Consider the following 17,583-nt stretch of genomic DNA (forward strand, 5'->3'; position numbering starts at 1 on the left):
CGGGAGAAGGGCGGCGGGCGGGGTGCTGCTGAGACCAGGAGGCCCGGAGCATCGTCTGGGCTGGTGGTGGGGTGCCGGGTGTCCTGCCGGGCGCGGGGGCGGCTGTGGGGAGAAGGGCGGCGGTTACGGGCCGGTGCCGCCGAGGGCCGGAAGCCCGGAGCGGGTAGCCCGGGGCCCTGCGGCCGGGCCACCGCGTTCGCCGCCCCTCGCGGGCGCCGGGCGCGGGGCTGAGCGTCCTTGTCCGGCAGCGCCGTGAGAGGGCCGTCGTCCGTTCGTGGTCCTGGGGGCGGTGTCCGCGTCCGTGGGTGGGTCCGTCATCGGTACGGGTGTCTGCAGTGGCGCCGGCGCCACCGGCGTACGCGGGGCTACGACGCCCGTCGCCCCGGTGCCGTACGCGCGGAGGCGCGGCAGCCACCGTGCCACACCCGTGACCGGCCCGCGCCCGCGCTCCCCGTCCGCTCGTGCGCGTCCGCAGGGCCGCCGCGTCAGCGGATGAACTGTTCCACGTAGTCCGCGCCCAGCCCGTTGGACGCGTAGTGGGCGCGGGCCATGTCGATCTTGGTGAACACGTCCTCGTAGCCCGTGTTCCGGTTCTCCTCGTCCAGGTAGATCATCGCCCCGCTGATGTTGAAGAACGTGATCATCTCCGCGCAGTCCTCCGGCACGGCGAGCGTGTGGATCTCGCCCGGCGGCTCGTAGACGAAGTGGCCCTCCTCGGCCACCCACGGGTGCTCGTAGTAATGCCACTTGCCCTTGATCACGTACCCGAAGACCGCGCCCGGGTGCCGGTGCCGGGAGACGATGCCGGCGGCGGTGACCTTCAACAGGTTGCACCACTGGCCCGTGACCGTATTGAAGAGCAGCGGCCGGAACCACACATCGGGCGCCTGCGGTACCCATACGCGATCGTCCTCCGGGACGGCGGCGACGGCGAGTTCGGGCGGCAGCGACGTGGTCGCCGCGATGACGGCGGGGGCTACTTCATTGGCCATCCCCCCACCAAGCCACCCGTCCCGAATGCTGGTCAAGGGCCGAGTTTCGAATAGCGGCATTCGCCGAGCGGATATGGCTGTCAGGGGCATTCCGCCGTGCACAACTGTTGCCCCCGCGTATCCCGCAACTTAGCCTGAGGGCGGCTGTTGATCACTGGTGCCGCTGTGCCGATCGGGCTCGATCGAGCTCGGTCGTGCTGGTTCGGGCTGGTTCGGGCGGGAAGACGCGCTCCTTGGGTGCGGGGTGAGGGCAAGATGTTGAACCCGGATGTCAGATTGGAATGGTTCGTCTCCTTCCTCGCGGTCATCGAAACGGGGAGCTTCGTCGCCGCGGCCGAGTCCACCAAGCGGTCCCAGCCCCGCGTCAGCATGCACGTCGCCGCGCTGGAGCGCGAGATCGGCCTGCCCCTCTTCGACCGCCGCAAGCGCCCCGTCGAGCTGACCGAGGCCGGCATCGTCCTCGCCGACCACGCCCACGAGATCCTGCGCGCACTGGAGTCCGCGGAGGCCGCGATGGCCCCGTGGCGCAGCGGCGCCCGCGGGGTGGTGACGCTCGGTTCGTACCCGAGCGCGAGCGCCGCGTTCGTCCCGGCGCTGCTCCAGGGCCTGGCGCGGACGAGCCCCGAGGTGCGGGTGGTGCTGGTGGAGCGGTCGACGCTGGAGCTGGACGACGCCCTGACCTCCGGCGCCGTCGACGTGTACCTGCGCCCGATGTCGCCTCCCCCGTCCTCGGCCTCCGTGCGCAGCCGGCTGCTGTGGGGGGAGTCGCTGGTCGCGATCCACCCCAGCGAGCACCCGCTGTCCGAGGTGCCCGACCCGCTGCCGGTCGACGCCGTCGCCGAGCACCCGATCGTCTCGATCGGCCGGCTCGACGCGCCGGAGACGCCGGACTTCGAGACGTACCGGACCTTCCGGGACTGCGGCCACGAGATCGAGCCCGTGCAGGCCACCAACCAGCCGCAGACGCTGGTCTCGATGGTCCGTCAGGGCATCGGGGTCGGCGTGACCAACTCGCTGGCCGCCCGGGTCGCCGACGTCGACGGCGTCCGCGTACGGCGGCTGAAGGGCGCCCCGGAGCGCCGCGTGGCCGTCTGCTGGGACTCCTCGCGCCCGCTGACGCCGTCCGCCCGTACGCTGCTCCGCGCCATCGTCCGGGCCCGGATCCCGGCCGGCACCCACGCGGTGCCCGCCGCGGCGTGACCGGGCGTGCCTCCCTGTCCGTCCGGTGCGGCCCGGCACATCAGCTTTGCGAATACTGTCATTCGCAATTCAGTCTTAACGCCCTGGCAGTCCGCTTCTAATGTTTCCGTAGCCGGAACCATGCACGGCTGGGACCGAATGAAGGGAGAGGGGCGTTGACGGAGGAGTCTGATTCCCGGACCGGGGATCTGCGCGGCCGTCGTGCGCTCATTACGGGAGCGGGCAGCGGAATCGGGCGCGCAGTTGCGCTCGGACTCGCTGCCGTCGGCGCCGACTTGGTATTGCTGTCGGAGCGCGACAATCTCGACCCGGTGGCCAAAGAGGCCGCTGAATGGGGAGTTTCCGTTACTCGCGTGCACGTCGACCTGACCGATCCCGGGGCCCGCAGAGGCGAGATCGGTCACCTCGTCGAGAGATTCGACCTGGACATTCTGGTCAACAATTCGGGTCTCATTCGCAGAGCCCCGGCCGCTGAATTCCGGGACGCCGACTGGTACGACGTCGTGGAGTTGAACCTGCACGCCGCATTCGAGCTGACCCGGGCCATCGGCGCGGGCATGCTGGAACGCGGATACGGCAAGATCATCAACATCGCCTCGGTGCTCAGCTTTCAGGGCGGGATGTACGTCCCGTCGTATACGTCGAGCAAGCACGCCCTCGTCGGACTGACCCGCGCGCTGGCCAACGAATGGGCCGGCCGCGGCGTCAACGTCAACGCCGTGGCCCCCGGCTACATCGACACCGCCGTGACCTCGGAGCTGCGCGCCGACGGCGTCCGCAGCAGCGAGATCCTCGCCCGCATCCCCGCCGGCCGGTGGGGCCGCCCCACCGACATCGCCGGACCCGTGGTGTTCCTCGCCTCGCCCGCAGCCGACTACGTCCACGGCCACGTGCTGGCCGTCGACGGCGGCTGGTTGTCGCGCTGAACCGCCACCGCACGCACGTACGAGATCGGAGCCAACTCGAGATGACGACGACCATCCCGCCGGAGACCATCGCGGCCTTCCACGGCATAGCCACCGCCTCGGTGGCCGATGCGGTGGAGCAGAAGGGCGTACGGGGCTACCTCACCGGAGGCATCAAAGCGATGCTGCCGGGCAAGCTGGTCGGCCCCGCGGTGACGGTGCAGGAGGTGCCCTCTCCCGTGTCGGAGCCCCCCACGCACGCGCTGCGTGCCATCGACGAGTCGGAACCGGGCAGCGTCATCTGCATCGCCGCGGGCGGTGCCGACGTCGCGGTGTGGGGTGGGCTGATGGCCGCGGGCGCCGTCACCAACCAGATCGCCGGCGCCGTGCTCGACGCGGGCGTCCGGGACGTCGAGGAGATCCGGCGCGACTACCCCGAACTGCCGATCTACGCCCGCGGCGCCGTGCCGGCCACCACCGTCGGCCGCTACCGGACCGTCTCCCTCAACGAGCCGGTCGAGGTCGGCGGCGTGCCCGTACGCCCCGGCGACCTGATCGTCGCGGACAGCGACGGCGTCGTGTGCGTGCCGCAGGAACTGGTCGCCGAGGTGCTGGCGCTGGCCACGGACATCGAGGAGCGCGAGCGCGAGCAGACGCGGCTCATCCGCGAGTCCGGCTCGCTGCAAGGCGGCCTTGAGAAGTACCAGCGGATCTGACGGCGGCGGACATGGACAACGACATCCTCGCGATCGGCGAGCCGCTGCTGGAGTTCAACGCCCGCGCCGAGGGCCGGGAGCCCATCGGGCCGGGCGACGACTTCGCCGTCGGCTACGGCGGCGACTCGTCGAACTTCGCGGTGGCCGCGCAGCGCTCCGGCGCGCGCACCGGCTACGTCACCCGCATCGGCGACGACGACTTCGGCGGCGCCCTGCTGCGGCTGTGGGAGCGGGAGGGTGTCGGCACCGAGCACGTCATCCGCGAGGCCGGCGGGCGTACCGGGATCTACTTCATCTCCCGTACGCCCGCGGCCAGCAGGTTCACCTATTACCGTGCGGACTCGCCGGCCAGCCGGCTCACCCCGGCCGACGTGCCGGCCGCGGCGATCGAGCGGGCGCGCATGCTGCACGTCACCGGGATCACCCAGGCGATCAGCCCGTCCGCCTGCGACGCGGCTTTCCACGCCATGGAACTGGCCCGCGGCAGCGGCACGCTGGTCGGCTACGACCCCAACTACCGCCCCGCGCTCTGGCCCGTCGAACGGGCCCGCGCGGTGGTCATGCGCAGCGTCGAGCTGTGCGATGTGGCACTGCCGAACCTGGAGGAGGGCAGGCTGCTCACCGGCCTGCACGAGCCCGAGGAGGTCCTCGACGCCTTCGTGCGCCGCGGCCCCGGCATCGTCGTGCTCAAGATGGGCGACCAGGGCGCCCTGCTGGCCCACGAGGGCACCGTGACCCGCATTCCGCCCCACCCGGTGCGGGCCGTCGACCCCTCGGGGGCCGGCGACACCTTCGACGGCGCGTTCGCGGCCCGGCTCCTGGAGGGCGCCGTACCGCCGGAGGCGGCCCGCTACGCGGCCGTCGCCGCCGCGCTCACCACCACCGGACCGGGAGCGGTCCTGCCGATTCCGCACCGGGCCGCGGTGGACGCGCTGCTCCCCGGCGCTCCCACACCAGCCCCGTAGCCGTACGGATCAGGAGAGACTCATGTTTCGCGCAACACGTCACATAGCAGTGGCGGCGGCCTGTTCGGGAGCCCTGCTGCTGGCCGCCTGCGGCGGCGACTCGACCGTGGACGACGACGTCGACGGTGGCGCGGGCGGCACCGAGCCGACCAAGCTGTCTGCCGGCTACGTCTCCGCCATCGACCAGATCGGCCTGCCGGCCGGCGTCGAGGCGGGCTACTTCGACGAGCAGAACCTCAACGTGAAGCTGAAGGAGCCCTACCCGACCGGCGTGGACGCGCTGAACGCGCTCCAGGCCGGTGAGGTCGACGTGGTCCAGGTCGGCACCCCGGCCATCGCCGCCGCCCAGCAGGGCATCGACCTGGTGCTCGTCGGCAACTACACCGGCTCGTCCTCGCAGCTCAGCATCGACGAGACGATGGCCGTGGTGGCCGGCGGCGACTCCGGCGTCGACGGCAAGGACCTCACGACCCTGCGCGGCAAGCGCATCGGCGTCTCCGAGGGCTCGATCAACCACCTCTACCTCCTCGGCCTGCTGGAAGAGGCGGGGCTGAAGGCCGGCGACATCGAGATCGTCAACACCGAGCCGCCGGACATGGCGGTCGCGCTGGAGACCGGCGGCATCGACGCGGGCATCGTCTGGGACCCGTGGCCGATCACCATGACCGAGCAGGTGGACGGAGCCGAGGAGGTGCTGCGCGGCGGCGGCTACATCCCGTTCATCGGCTACCTCGTCACCACGCGCGCGTACGCCGAGAAGAACCCGGAGGTCATCGAGGGGTTCCTCACCGCCCGCGCGCAGACCGACCAGTGGATGCGCGAGAACCCCGACGACGCCGCCGACTCGGCGACGCGCTGGCTGCCCGGCACCGAGAAGAAGGTTGCGCAGGAGGCGATGAAGCACAACGTCAAGCAGCTCGACGGCCGCTTCTCCGCCTGCAACTACCTGGCGCTGGACACCCTCGCGGGGCTCCTGGCCGAGCAGGGCAACGTCGAGAAGGGCTTCGACGTCAACAAGTACTTCCAGCCCGAGCCGATCCTGAAGGTCATGAAGGACAACCCCGACCTCTTCGCCGACCTGCCGCCCGTCCCGGACGCCGCGGCGATCGACGGCGGGTACACCTTCGACCGCGACACCGCCGCCGAGGCCTGCCCGTCGTGACCACGCCCCGCACCGAAAAACAGGCCGCGGCCACGGCCGCCCCGCGCCCGGGGCGGCCGCGGCCGGGCGGCCGGCCGCCGGGGCAGCAGCGCAAGCGCAGGCGGGGCGGGTCCAACACCCCGGCCGCGCGTGCGATCTCCGCGCTGTGGTTCCTCACCCCGCTCGCGCTGCTCGTCGTGGTGTGGCTGGTGGTCGTCGCGGTCACCGATCCGCCGCTGCGGGTCTTCCCCCAGGTCGGGGACGTGCTCTCGGCGCTGGGCGACATGTGGTCCAGCGGCGAGCTCTTCGACCACCTCGGCGCGAGCCTGCGCCGCATGGGCATCGGCGCCGCGATCGCCATCCTCACCGCCCTGCCCTTCGGTATCGCGCTGGGCTCCAGCGCCGCGCTGTCGGCGTTCTTCTCCCCGCTGCTGCGGTTCTCCGTGGCGCTCGCCGGTATCGCCTGGATCCCCGTCGCCACGCTGTGGTTCGGCTACGGCGACCGCGCCGTGATCTTCATCGTGTGGAACGCGATGTTCTTCGCGATCACGTACAACGCGATGCTCGGCGTCCGCCAGATCCCGACCCAGCTGCTGCGCGCCGCGCGCAGCATGGGCACGAGCCGGATGCGGATGTTCTGGGAGGTGCTGCTGCCCGGCGCGCTGCCCAGCGTCGTCACCGGACTGCGGGTGGGCCTCGGGTACGGCTGGCGCGGGCTGGTCGCCGCCGAGATCATCGCGAGCAACGCGGGTCTCGGCTACGCCCTGTTCCAGGCGCAGAAGTACTTCCAGACCGACGTGATCATCGCCTCGATGGTCATCATCGGCGTGCTCTGGCTGCTGATGGACCGGCTGATGCTGGCCCCGCTGGAGAAGCGCACGGTGGAGCGCTGGGGCATGACGGGAGGGAGGGGCTGATGGCGTCGGACACGACGGACACGGCCCGTACGGCCAAGCCCGTACGGCGCGCACCCGCGGGGCGTACGCCGCGCAAGGGCGGCGCGAGCCCGGGCGTGGTCCGGGCCCGGAAGGTCTGGCTCTGGCTCACCCGCCGCGCCGCGTTCCGCAACCTCGGCCCGTTCGTGCCGGTCATCGCGCTGTGGTGGCTGGTGGCGGAGCTGGGCGTGTTCGACGAGGCGTTCTTCGTCGGCCCGCCGCGGGTGGTCGAGGAGTTCGGCGACCTGATGAGGAAGGGCATCCTGCCCGGCTATCTGACGGATTCGCTGACCAGACTGGCGTACGGCGTCGGCTTCGGCCTCGCCATCGGCCTGCCGATGGGCTTCGTGGTGGCGATGTTCGCCAAGGTCCGCCGGTTCTTCTGGCCGATCCTGCTGTTCTTCCAGGCGGTCGCGGACATCGCCTGGCTGCCGATCGTGATCGTCTGGTTCGGCTTCAGCCTCACCGCGGTCACCTTCGTGATCGTCTACACGATCGTCTTCCCGCTGATGCTGAGCGTCGTCGCGGGTGTGGAGCAGGTGCCGCGCGAACTGCTGCGTGCGGCGCGCAGTCTCGGCGCGGGGCGGGTACGGGTGTTCTTCGAGGTCATCCTCCCGGGCGCGCTGCCGTCCGTGGCGGGCGGCATCCGCACCGGACTCGGCTACGGCTGGCGGGCCCTGGTCGCCGCCGAGATCATCGTCGGCACCAGCGGCGTCGGCTTCATGATGTTCGACGCCCGCCGGGTGGGCGACATCAGCCAGGTGTTCCTGGGCATGGCAGTGCTGGGAATCCTGTGGTACGCGCTCGACGCCATGGTCCTGGCGCCGTTCGAGCGAGCCACCGTCGAACGGTGGGGCATGGTACGGAGTTTGGAGGCCGACGGATGACGGCGCTGGAGATCACAGGACTGCAGAAGAACTACGTCGACGCGTACAGCGGCGAGGAGGTCACCGCCATCGGCGACGTCTCGTTCAGCGTGGACGAGGGCGAGTTCGTCTCCGTGCTCGGCCCGAGCGGCTGCGGCAAGACCACCGTGCTGAACATCGTCGCCGGCTTCGTGACCCTCACGGAGGGCGAGGTCGTCGTCGACGGCCAGGCGGTCAGCGGACCCGGCCCGGACCGCGGCGTGGTGTTCCAGAGCCACGCGCTCTTCCCCTGGAAGACGGTATTGGGCAACGTGGTCTTCGGGCTGCGGATGAAGGGCGTACCGCGCCCGGAACGGGACGCCAAGGGCAAGGAGTTCCTGGAGCTGGTCGGGCTCGGCGGCTTCGAGCACAAGTACCCGCACGAGCTGTCCGGCGGCATGCAGCAGCGCCTGGGCGTGGCCCGCGTGCTGGCCAACGAGCCGGCGGTGATGCTGATGGACGAGCCGTTCGCCAGCATCGACGCCCAGACCAGGCGCAAGCTGCAGGAGGACCTGACCCGCATCTTCGAGAAGCGGCGCCCGACGGTCTTCTTCGTCACCCACGACGTGGACGAGGCGGTGTTCCTCTCCGACCGGATCGTGGTGCTGTCCAAGCGGCCCAGCCGGGTACGGGAGATCGTCACCGTCGACCTGCCCCGGCCCCGGGAGTGGCGTACGGCGCTGGAGATGCCGGAGTTCAGGGAGATCGCGAACCGGGTCAACGAGCTGCTCGTCGACGACGAGGGCGCGGCGGCCGGCACGGACGAGGGCCCGGGAGGTGCGACCGATGCCGAGGGAACGGCAGTCGCTGGCGTTTAGGGCGCTCCGCAGCCCCACGATCCGCCGGCTGCTCATCCTGGTCCTGCTCATCGTCGCCTACCAGGTCTGGCTGACCGTGCAGGCGAGCGGCAAGGTCGACCCGGCGGTCGGCGACGAGCGCGACATGCGCGGGCGCTTCTCCGCCGACGTGGAGCTGGGCTTCCCGCCGGAGCGGTACCACATCCTGCGGATGCAGAAGCACGGTCGCATCGCCGGCACCGACGGCAACGTCGTGCATCTGCGCGGCGTGGCGCCGGCGGGTGTGGACGCGCTGGCGCGGGAGTACTGGATCGAGCGGATCGTGCCGCCGGAGGACGAGACGCCGGCGGCACGGTGAGCCCGCCGCCGGTCCGCTGAAGCCGGGAGCCCGTACGCACCACCCTGGTCGGGTGCGTACGGGCTCCTGTTCTTCCGTCCGCTCCGGCGGAAGGGCCGGGCTCAGCTCCAGGTGCGGTCCCAGGCCGGGCTGTTGTTCCACTCCTTGGTCGGCGCGAAGAGCTTCTCGCCCTTGGCCAGGTGCTCGGCCATCACCTTCTCGTCCAGCTCCACGCCCAGGCCCGGAGCGTCGGTCAGGTGGTAGAAGCCGTCCTTCAGCAGCGGCTCGCCGCCCGCGATGAGGTCGTTCCAGAACTTCACGTCGCTCGCGTGGTATTCCAGGCAGACGAAGTTCTCGGTGGCGGCGGCGATGTGCGCGCTGGCCATCGCGCCGATCGGGGAACCCGCGTAGTGCAGCGGCATCGCCATGCCCTGCTCGCGCGCGTAGTCGCCGATGCGCTTGGTCTCCAGAATGCCGCCGGCGGTCGCCGGGTCGGGCTGGACCAGATCGACGGCGCCCTCGTCGACGAGGGTGCGGAACGCCTCCAGTCCGTACATGTCCTCGCCGGTCATGGTGGGGACGTTGACGGCCTTGGTGATCTCCTTCCAGTCGTCGGTGCGGAACCACGGCACCAGGTCCTCCAGCCAGGCGAGGTTGTAGCGCTCGAAGCGGTTCGCCAGCCGGATGGCGGTGTTGACGTCGAAGTGGCCGAAGTGGTCCATGCCCAGCGGGACGTCGTAGCCGACGGCGTCCCGCACCGCCTCCACGTACTCCGCCATGGCGTCCAGGCCCTTGTCGGTGATCTGCACCATGGTGAGCCCGTGCTCGGTCATGCCGTAGCCGCCGGGTGCGCCGTCGTACTGCTGGAGGTTGCCGTCCCACAGGCTCTTGCCGACGACCGCGCCCGGCAGGTCCTGGACGATTTCCAGGCCCAGGTCCATCTTGAGGAACGTGAAGCCCATGTCCACGCGCTCTTTCATCCGCTGCGCGTAGACCTTCGGGTCCTCCGACTCGGTGGTGTCGGTGTAGAGGCGTATCTTTCTGCGGTAGGCGCCGCCGAGCATCTGGAACACCGGTACGCCGTACGCCTTGCCCGCCAGGTCCCACAGCGCCATCTCGACGCCGGAGACGCCGCCGCCGCGGCGGCCGTGGTTGCCGAACTGCTTGAGCCGTTTGAAGAGCATCTCGACGTTGCACGGATTCTCGCCGAGGAGTCTGCCCTTCAGCTCCAGCGCGTAGCGCTTGTCGGCGTCGTCACGTACCTCGCCCCAGCCGGAGATGCCCTGGTTGGTGTCGATGCGGACGATCGGGCTGGTGAACGGCACGCCGGCCAGCACCGCCACCCGCAGATCCGTGATCTTCAGCTTGCTCGGCTTCGATGCCCTGCTGACTTTCTGGGTGAGAAACTCCACCTGTTCTTCGGCCGGTCGGAATGCGAGTGCGCCGAGCCCGAGGCCGCCTGCGGCAGCGGCTGCCCCGAGTCCCAGTGCGGTACGCCTGGAACGCAGGGAGGAGCCGTTCTCGGATTCCTGCATGGGGGGACCCTCCGTAAGGATTCCGGAAAAATTCTGCCGATCACCATAGAGGTGGTACCGGGAGTGTGGGAGCAATCCCGCAGCGTTAGTTTCCGTATGCAATCATCAGGAAAGCGAATGGCCGCAGGAGTGGCCGCTGGATTCGCTTCGCGAATGGGCGTATACGCAACAGGCACTTAACGGCCGGGGACTTGCATCCGTACGCTGCGCCCAACCCCCCTGTACCAGGACACCCGTGCGACGCACCGGCTGTACGTGCCCGGTACGACGCACGGCGTACGACGCACCACGTCAGGACGCACCACCGCAGCATCAGGCAGCCGGCAGCACGGAAAGCGAAGGTGACGTATGGAATCCCCCGCGCAGGACGGCAGTTCGCGCCGCTCCTTCCTCAAACGCGGCTCCACCGCCGCGGCAGCCGCCGCGATCGGCGCCTCGGCGGGCGCCGCCCCCGCGTTCGCCGCCCCCGGCGGCGGCGGCCCCGGCGGCGGCCCCGGAGGCAACGCCCCGTTCCCGCAGTTGAACTGGCCCGACGACGTCCGCGAAGGACCCGACACCCCCAAGCTCTGCCAGTGGATGTCCCGCAGGCCCAGCGAGGAAACCGTGCGGCGCTGGCGGCAGGCGGGCATCACCGGTGCACTCGTCACCGACGTGCCCGCGGCCCCCTGGGACGCCGCCGAGCTGCGTGCCGACCGCGAGCGCGTCGAGGACATGGGCATGCACGTCACCGCCTACCTCATCAGCGCCCCCGACTCGGTCGTCCGCGGTGAGGACGGCCGGGACCAGGCCATCGAGGACATCAAGACCTCGCTGCGGGCGGCGGGCGAGGCCGGCATCGGCGTCGTCGAATACAACTGGTACGTCCACCGGTTGAAGGAGGGCTACTACGAGGAGATCGACGAGACCGACCGCATCGGCGCCGGCTACACCGCCTTCGACCTCGACCACGAGGTCGACGGCGTCAAGGTCCGCGACCTCCCCCGCCCCGACGGCGTGCCCGCCTTCACCCGCGAGGAGCTCTGGGACCACTACGAGCACTTCCTGCGCGAGGTCATGCCCGTCGCCGAGGAGGCGGGCGTGCGCATGGCCGTGCACCCCAACGACCCGCCCGCCGCGATCAGCCGCGGCAACCCCCAGATCATGGGGTCGGTCGCGGACTGGAGGCGGATGGTCGAGACCGTCGACAGCCCGTCGAACGGCATGACGGTGCACGCGGGCGTGACGGCCGAGGTCGGGTTCGACTCCGTCGACTTCCTGCGCTGGATGTGCCGCAAGGACCGGGTCAACCACATCCACTACCGCAACGTGCGCGTGGACGAGCCGCAGGTGAAGTACGCCGAGGTGTTCCCGGACAACGGCGAGACCGACATGTTCGGCTTCATGCGCCAGCTCGTCCGCGCCGGCTACGCGCGCGGCATCCTCGCCGAGCACCCGCGCGCGAACGACTTCGACCGCGAGAACGGGTCGGACCAGAGCAACCAGTACAAGGACGTGGGCGGCGGCGGCCACGGCATGGAGCTGTACGACACGGGCTACGCACGGGCCATGATGCAGGCCGCGCTGCTCATGGAACGCGGCCGGTACGGGCGCGACGACGAGCAGTGAGCGGACTCCTCTTCGAGGACGCGGCGCGCGCCGCCCTGCGCCGTGGCGTGGCCGCGGTCGCGGACGCGGCGCGGGTCACGCTGGGGCCGCGCGGGCGGCTCGTGGTGCTGGGCGGCGGTACGGGACCGGGGTCGGCCGGCTCCCGTCCCGCCGGCTCCGGCACCGGCTCCGACCGCTCCGGGGCCGGTGCCGAGGGCGCCGGCTCCCGGGCCGGCGGGGCCGGGGGCACGGCGACCGGCGGCGGGGCCGGTGGTGCCTCCGGCCCCGTCGCCACCCGTGACGGAGCCACGGTCGCCGGCGCCGTCCAGCTCTCCGACCCGTACGCGAACCTCGGCGCCTCCCTCGTCCGCCAGGCCGCCACGCGCACCCGCCGCGCCGCCGGCGACGGCACGACGACCACCATCGTGCTCACCCAGGCGCTGTACACCGCCGGTCTGCGCGCCGTGACCGCCGGGGCCGACCCCGTCGCCGTACGGCGCGGCCTCGACGCCGGAGCGGCGGCGGCCGCCGCGTACCTGACCGCCACCGCCCGCCCCGTGACCGGCGAGCGGGACACCGCGCGGGTCGCCGCCGCGGCGGCCCGCGACCCGGAGCTGGGCGAGCTGGTCGCCCGCGCGTTCGCCAAGGCCGGGCAGAACGCGGCGATCTCCGTGGAGGAGGCGCACGTGGCGGGCGTGGAGCTGGAGTTCACCGAGGGGCTGCGGCTGGACCGCGGCTTCCTCAGCCCGCTCATGATGACCCACCCCGAGCAGGGCACCGCGGTGCTGGAGGACGCCTACGTCCTGCTGCACCACGGGCGCATCGCCGCGCCCGGCGACCTGCTGCCGGTCATGGAGCGGGTCGCGGCCACGGGCCGCCCGCTGCTGGTCGTCGCGGACTCCGTGCAGCAGGACGCGCTCGCGGCGCTGGTCGCCAACCGGCTGCGCGGCACCCTGCTCTGCGCGGCCGTCCCGGCGCCGGCGCTGGGCGCGCGGCGGCTGGCGCACCTGGAGGACCTGGCGGCGCTGACCGGGGCGGAGGTGGTGCTGCCGGAGAAGGGGATGCTGCTGCGCGGCACGGAGCTGTCGTCGCTGGGCCGGGCGGAGCGGGTGGTGGTCACGAGGCGTACGACCACGGTGGCGCGGGGGGCGGGTGCCGCCGAGGAGGTGGCACGGCGGGTGGCACACCTGGAGTACGCCCTCGCCGAAGCGGAGTCCGACTTCGACCGGGAGGTGCTGGAGCTGCGGCTGGCGCGGCTGACGGGCGGGGTGGCGGTGCTGCGGGTCGGCGGCGCCACGGACCCGGAGCGCGCCGAGCGCCGCGAGCGCGTCGCCGGGGCGGTCGCCGCGGTACGGGCGGCGCTGGCGGAGGGCGTCACGCCCGGCGGCGGCACCGGGCTGGCGGGGGCGCGGGCGGCGGTGGACGAGCTGCTGGGCGGTGGTACGGGGCCGGAGGACGCGGCCCGTACCGGGTCCGCGGCGACCTTGTCCCCCGGCGAGCGGGCGGGCGCCCTGGCCGTAAGGGCCGCGCTCACCGCTCCGCTGCGACAGCTCGCCGACAACGCCGGCGAGGACGGCGCCCACGTCGTCGCCGAGACGGCCGCCCTCCCACCCGGCCACGGCTGGAACGCGGACACCGGTACGTACGGCGATCTGCCGGCGGCCGGCGTCCTCGACCCGGTCCGTGTGCCCCGTACCGCGCTGGAGAACGCCGCCTCCGTGGCGGGCCTGATGCTGACCGCCGGCGCCCTGGTGGTCAACCGCGCGCCACGGGATCCCGACGCGATCAGCTGGCGTCGCAGAGGGCACGGCCACCACCACGGAAAGGGCCACCACCACGGACATCACCACTGACGGACGGCCGGACGGCCTTCGGCGTACGGCCTTCGGCGGGCGAGTGCTGTCGGTGGTGTGCCCCACAATGGTCGGCGGACGACGGAAGGACGGTGCCATGGCGGTGTGGGACGAGCTGATCGGGCAGCAGCGGGTCGCGGAGCAGCTTGCCGCCGCGGCCCGCGCCGCCGACGCGCGGGTCACGGCGGAGGCCGGGACCGCTGCCGCCGCGGCCCCCGGCGCCCACCCGGCGGACGCCGCAGAGCCGGCCTCCGCCTCCGCGATGACGCATGCCTGGCTGTTCACCGGTCCGCCGGGCGCCGGCCGGACGACGGCGGCCCGCGCGTTCGCCGCCGCGCTCCAGTGCGTCAGCCCGGACCGAGCCGCCGCCGGCCCCGGGTGCGGGTTCTGCGACGGCTGCCACACCGCCCTCGTCGGCACCCACGCCGACGTCACCGTCATCGCCACCGATCTCCTCACCATCGGGGTGAAGGAGACCCGCGAGCTGGTCCGCCGCGCCCAGCTCGCCCCCTCCGGCGGTCGCTGGCAGGTCATCGTCGTCGAGGACGCCGACCGCCTCACCGAAGGCGCCGGGAACGTGCTGCTGAAGGCCATCGAGGAGCCCGCCCCGCGCACGGTGTGGCTGCTGTGCGCGCCCTCGGTGGAGGACGTGCTGCCCACGATCCGCTCCCGCTGCCGTCACCTCTCGCTGAGTACCCCCGCCGTGGAGGCGGTGGCCGCCGTCCTCGTCCGGCGCGACGGCATCACCCCGGCGGTCGCCGAGTCCGCGGCCCGCGCGGCCGGCGGCCACCTCGACCGCGCCCGCCGCCTGGCCACCGACGACCGCGCCCGCGAACGCCGGTCGGCGGTGCTGCGGATACCGCTGCGCATCGACGACATCGGCGGCTGCCTGCGCTCGGCGCAGGAGCTGGTCGAGGTCGCGGCGGACGCGGCGAAGGAACAGGCCCAGGAACTGGACGAGCAGGAGACGGAGGAGATGCGCACGGCGCTCGGCGCGCAGCCGGGCGGCCGGATGCCGCGCGGTACGGCGGGCGTGATGAAGGACCTGCAGGAGCGGCAGAAGCGCCGGTCGACGCGGAGCCAGCGCGACAGCCTGGACTTGGCCCTCACCGATCTCGCGGGCTTCTACCGGGACGTCCTCGCGCTGCAGCTCGGCGCGGTGGCCGACGTCTCGCTGCTGCCGTGCGCGGACGTGGGGGAAGGACTGCGGCGGATCGCGGAGAGCAGCACCGCGGAGACGACGCTGCGGCGGATCGACGCGATCATGGAGTGCAGGGACGCGCTGGAGCGGAACGTGGCGCCGCTGCTGGCGCTGGAGGCGATGGCGGTGACCCTGCGCAAGCCGTAGCGGGGCGCCGGACCTTCACCCGTACGGGGACAGGGTGACCCGGTGACGCCCCGCCGCCGGCGGTTACGCTCAAGTGCATGGACCTCCGCAGCCTGTTCCGCACGGCCGCACCCGTCACCGCGCTGGCGGTGCTGATGGCCGCCGCCGGATGTGAATCCGCCGGATCCGACGACGGCGGGACGGGCACGGCCGGCGCCGACGCCGAGCGCGCCGGCAGCGTCAGCAAGGTGCTCGAACCGCTCCCGGCGCAGACCCCCGCGGAGCTGAAGCCGTACTACGAGCAGAAGCTCCGCTGGACCGAGTGCCCCACCCCCGGCTTCGACTGCGCCACGCTGCGCGTACCGCTGGACTACGCGGAACCCGGCGGCGAGGACCTGGAGCTGGCCGTGGCCCGCAAGGAGGCCGAGAACCCCGGCGAGCGCCTGGGCGCGCTGCACGTGAACCCGGGCGGCCCGGGGGCCTCGGCGATTCAGTTCCTGCAGAACTTCGCGGGCGTCGGCTACCCCTCGGAGGTCCGGGCCCGGTACGACATCGTGGCGATGGACCCGCGCGGCGTCGGCGGCAGCCGGCCGGTGACATGCCTGACGGACGCGGAGTTCGAGGCGCACACCCAGGTCGACCAGACGCCCGACGACGAGCGCGAGGTCAAGGCGCTGACCGCGGCGTTCGACCGCTTCGCGCAGGGCTGCGCGAAGCGCGCCGGCAAGCTGCTGGGCCACGTCTCGACGGTGGAGGCGGCCCGGGACATGGACGTCTTCCGCGCCGTCCTCGGCGACAAGAAGCTCACCTACGTCGGCGCCTCGTACGGCACGATGCTCGGCGCCACCTACGCGGGCCTCTTCCCGCAGCGCGCCGGCCGCCTGGTCCTCGACGGCGCGATGGACCCGTCCCTCACCTCCCGGCAACTGAACCTGGACCAGAACGCGGGCTTCACCACGGCCTTCGACGCCTTCGCCGAGGACTGCGTCGAGCGCACGGACTGCCCGCTCGGCACAAAGAGCGCCGAGGACGCCGGCAAGCAGCTCCGCGCCTTCCTGGACCGTCTCGACAAGAAGCCCGTCCCCACCGGCGAGCAGCGCGAGCTGGGCGAGCCGCTGGCGACGATGGGCGTGCTCATGGCGATGTACCAGGAGGACTTCTGGCCGCAGCTCCGCGACTCGCTGACGGACGCGATGGAGCGCAGGGACGGCAGCGGGCTGCTGGCCCTGGCGGACATGTACTTCGAGCGCGAGCCGGACGGCTCGTACGGCACCATGATGTACGGCTTCGCCGCCGTGAACTGCATCGACCAGCCGCCCCCCTTCGAAACCCCGGCGGACGTCGAGAAGCTGGTCGCGGACTTCGAGGCGGACTCCCCGGTCTTCGGCCGCGACTTCGCCTGGGCCGCCCTGAACTGCGCCGACTGGCCCGTCCCCGCCACCGGCGAGGCCAACCGCATCGAGGCGGCCGGCACCCCGCCGATCCTGGTCGTCGGCACGACCCGCGACCCGGCGACCCCGTACGTCTGGGCGGAGAGCCTGGCGGCGCAGCTTGAGGAGGGCGTGCTGCTGACGTACGAGGGCGACGGCCACACGGCGTACGCGCGGGGCAACGGCTGCATCGACGACGCGGTCGACACCTTCCTCCTCGAAGGCGCCCCACCCGAGAACGGCAAACGCTGCCGCTGACCCACCCGCGCCCTCACGCACAAACCGCGTGCGGAGGACCCCGGAGGACTGTGTAAACTTGGCGCCGTTGCCAGGGCCCCGGCCCGCAACCTGCCGCCTTAGCTCAGTCGGCCAGAGCGACGCACTCGTAATGCGTAGGTCAAGGGTTCGATTCCCTTAGGCGGCTCCACGGAACCCCAGCTCAGAGTCTCTGAGCTGGGGTTTTTTGGTCCAGTGGACGCGGCGCCGCAGCGCGCGGGCGGCTCGGATGCGCCGGGTCTCAGTTCTGGTCTCAGAAGCGGCTGAGCCCGACCTGGCCGCTGCAGGCCGCGCGAGTGCCTACGGACGCCGTGCCCCGGCGAGGGGGAGCCTGCGCACCGACGGCGGGACCCGCTCCGGTGGCGGGATCCTCTCTGGTGACGGGCGGACGGTAGTTCGCGGAGTGGACCCGTGTGCAGGGGTGGGCGCCGCGAGGGTTGGTGCGTGGGGTGGGCCGGTGTCGGGGATCCGGTGTTCCCCAGATCTCCACGTCCCCTCACGCCCGCCCAAGGGTATGCGCCTGCTCTGACAGCGAGCCCGGGTCGCCGGCGCTGGCGGCTGGTCTTCGCGTGGCGTGCGGCGGGCCCGGGGTTACGCACCGGGGGCGGGCGTTGGTGCGTGGGCGCCGGTGTCGGGGGTGTCGGTGTTCGTCCGGAACCGTACCTTCCCTCACGCCCGCCCTGGT

Annotated in this window: 15 protein-coding genes and 1 tRNA gene; 14 read left to right on the plus strand and 2 right to left on the minus strand. The window is 72.2% G+C overall.

What is annotated here, in order from left to right; translation table 11 throughout:
- Positions 1-485: 485 nt before the first annotated feature.
- Complete coding sequence (locus I003_RS0120875) at positions 486-992, minus strand: 2,4'-dihydroxyacetophenone dioxygenase family protein (protein WP_027773287.1); 507 nt, start codon at positions 990-992, stop codon at positions 486-488.
- 255 nt (positions 993-1,247) lie between these two features.
- Between I003_RS0120875 and I003_RS0120880 the strand changes: the two genes are divergently transcribed.
- From I003_RS0120880 to I003_RS0120920, 9 genes are all read left to right on the plus strand, one after another.
- Positions 1,248-2,192 carry a LysR family transcriptional regulator gene (locus tag I003_RS0120880; RefSeq protein ID WP_027773288.1) on the plus strand — a complete coding sequence of 315 codons (945 nt, stop codon included), beginning with the start codon at positions 1,248-1,250 and terminating at the stop codon, positions 2,190-2,192.
- 155 nt (positions 2,193-2,347) lie between these two features.
- Positions 2,348-3,118 (plus strand): SDR family oxidoreductase, encoded by a 771-nt coding sequence (locus tag I003_RS0120885; protein WP_027773289.1) that lies wholly within the window; start codon positions 2,348-2,350, stop codon positions 3,116-3,118.
- A 41-nt stretch (positions 3,119-3,159) separates the two neighbouring features.
- The gene (locus I003_RS0120890) at positions 3,160-3,813 is read left to right on the plus strand and encodes an RraA family protein (protein WP_037721307.1); all 654 of its coding nucleotides are present in this window, start codon (positions 3,160-3,162) and stop codon (positions 3,811-3,813) included.
- A gap of 11 nt (positions 3,814-3,824) precedes the next feature.
- Entirely contained in the window at positions 3,825-4,778 is a 954-nt protein-coding gene (locus I003_RS0120895) for a sugar kinase (protein WP_027773291.1), read from the plus strand.
- A 22-nt stretch (positions 4,779-4,800) separates the two neighbouring features.
- On the plus strand, positions 4,801-5,940 hold the full coding sequence (locus tag I003_RS0120900; protein ID WP_037721309.1) for an ABC transporter substrate-binding protein: 1,140 nt from the start codon (positions 4,801-4,803) through the stop codon (positions 5,938-5,940).
- Positions 5,937-6,836, plus strand: coding sequence for an ABC transporter permease (locus I003_RS0120905; RefSeq protein WP_027773293.1), 900 nt, complete (start codon positions 5,937-5,939; stop codon positions 6,834-6,836). The genes I003_RS0120900 and I003_RS0120905 overlap by 4 nt, the downstream gene beginning before the upstream one ends.
- Positions 6,836-7,741 (plus strand): ABC transporter permease, encoded by a 906-nt coding sequence (locus I003_RS0120910; protein ID WP_253911274.1) that lies wholly within the window; start codon positions 6,836-6,838, stop codon positions 7,739-7,741. The genes I003_RS0120905 and I003_RS0120910 overlap by 1 nt, the downstream gene beginning before the upstream one ends.
- Complete coding sequence (locus tag I003_RS0120915; protein WP_027773295.1) at positions 7,738-8,577, plus strand: ABC transporter ATP-binding protein; 840 nt, start codon at positions 7,738-7,740, stop codon at positions 8,575-8,577. Before I003_RS0120910 ends, I003_RS0120915 begins: the two co-directional genes overlap by 4 nt.
- Positions 8,546-8,914 (plus strand): hypothetical protein, encoded by a 369-nt coding sequence (locus I003_RS0120920; RefSeq protein WP_027773296.1) that lies wholly within the window; start codon positions 8,546-8,548, stop codon positions 8,912-8,914. Before I003_RS0120915 ends, I003_RS0120920 begins: the two co-directional genes overlap by 32 nt.
- A 101-nt stretch (positions 8,915-9,015) precedes the next feature.
- Here I003_RS0120920 and I003_RS0120925 read toward each other — a convergent pair whose 3' ends face one another.
- A complete protein-coding gene (locus tag I003_RS0120925; RefSeq protein WP_027773297.1) occupies positions 9,016-10,428 on the minus strand; it encodes a mandelate racemase/muconate lactonizing enzyme family protein in 1,413 nt (470 codons plus the stop codon).
- Between the two features lie 348 nt (positions 10,429-10,776).
- Between I003_RS0120925 and I003_RS0120930 the strand changes: the two genes are divergently transcribed.
- The 5 genes from I003_RS0120930 to I003_RS0120950 all read left to right on the plus strand — a co-directional run bounded on the left by I003_RS0120930 (position 10,777) and on the right by I003_RS0120950 (position 17,049).
- Entirely contained in the window at positions 10,777-12,033 is a 1,257-nt protein-coding gene (locus tag I003_RS0120930; RefSeq protein ID WP_027773298.1) for a mannonate dehydratase, read from the plus strand.
- A complete protein-coding gene (groEL, locus tag I003_RS0120935) occupies positions 12,030-13,865 on the plus strand; it encodes a chaperonin GroEL (RefSeq protein ID WP_027773299.1) in 1,836 nt (611 codons plus the stop codon). The genes I003_RS0120930 and groEL overlap by 4 nt, the downstream gene beginning before the upstream one ends.
- 97 nt (positions 13,866-13,962) lie before the next feature.
- Positions 13,963-15,213 carry a DNA polymerase III subunit delta' gene (locus tag I003_RS0120940; RefSeq protein ID WP_027773300.1) on the plus strand — a complete coding sequence of 417 codons (1,251 nt, stop codon included), beginning with the start codon at positions 13,963-13,965 and terminating at the stop codon, positions 15,211-15,213.
- Positions 15,214-15,290: 77 nt separating this feature from the next.
- A complete protein-coding gene (locus I003_RS0120945) occupies positions 15,291-16,880 on the plus strand; it encodes an alpha/beta hydrolase (RefSeq protein WP_027773301.1) in 1,590 nt (529 codons plus the stop codon).
- Positions 16,881-16,972: 92 nt separating this feature from the next.
- A tRNA-Thr gene (locus I003_RS0120950) sits at positions 16,973-17,049 on the plus strand.
- The last annotated feature ends 534 nt before the right edge of the window (positions 17,050-17,583 follow it).

The organism is Streptomyces sp. CNQ329 (assembly GCF_000482585.1).

Coding starts and splice junctions, on each gene's coding strand:
- I003_RS0120930 (WP_027773298.1), top strand. CDS start 10,777: ATGGAATCCCCCGCGCAGGACGGCAGTTCGCGCCGCTCCTTCCTCAAA.
- I003_RS0120890 (WP_037721307.1), top strand. CDS start 3,160: ATGACGACGACCATCCCGCCGGAGACCATCGCGGCCTTCCACGGCATA.
- I003_RS0120900 (WP_037721309.1), top strand. CDS start 4,801: ATGTTTCGCGCAACACGTCACATAGCAGTGGCGGCGGCCTGTTCGGGA.
- I003_RS0120910 (WP_253911274.1), top strand. CDS start 6,836: ATGGCGTCGGACACGACGGACACGGCCCGTACGGCCAAGCCCGTACGG.
- I003_RS0120940 (WP_027773300.1), top strand. CDS start 13,963: ATGGCGGTGTGGGACGAGCTGATCGGGCAGCAGCGGGTCGCGGAGCAG.
- I003_RS0120920 (WP_027773296.1), top strand. CDS start 8,546: ATGCCGAGGGAACGGCAGTCGCTGGCGTTTAGGGCGCTCCGCAGCCCC.
- I003_RS0120880 (WP_027773288.1), top strand. CDS start 1,248: ATGTTGAACCCGGATGTCAGATTGGAATGGTTCGTCTCCTTCCTCGCG.
- I003_RS0120925 (WP_027773297.1), bottom strand. CDS start 10,428: ATGCAGGAATCCGAGAACGGCTCCTCCCTGCGTTCCAGGCGTACCGCA.
- I003_RS0120895 (WP_027773291.1), top strand. CDS start 3,825: ATGGACAACGACATCCTCGCGATCGGCGAGCCGCTGCTGGAGTTCAAC.
- I003_RS0120915 (WP_027773295.1), top strand. CDS start 7,738: ATGACGGCGCTGGAGATCACAGGACTGCAGAAGAACTACGTCGACGCG.
- I003_RS0120945 (WP_027773301.1), top strand. CDS start 15,291: ATGGACCTCCGCAGCCTGTTCCGCACGGCCGCACCCGTCACCGCGCTG.
- I003_RS0120875 (WP_027773287.1), bottom strand. CDS start 992: ATGGCCAATGAAGTAGCCCCCGCCGTCATCGCGGCGACCACGTCGCTG.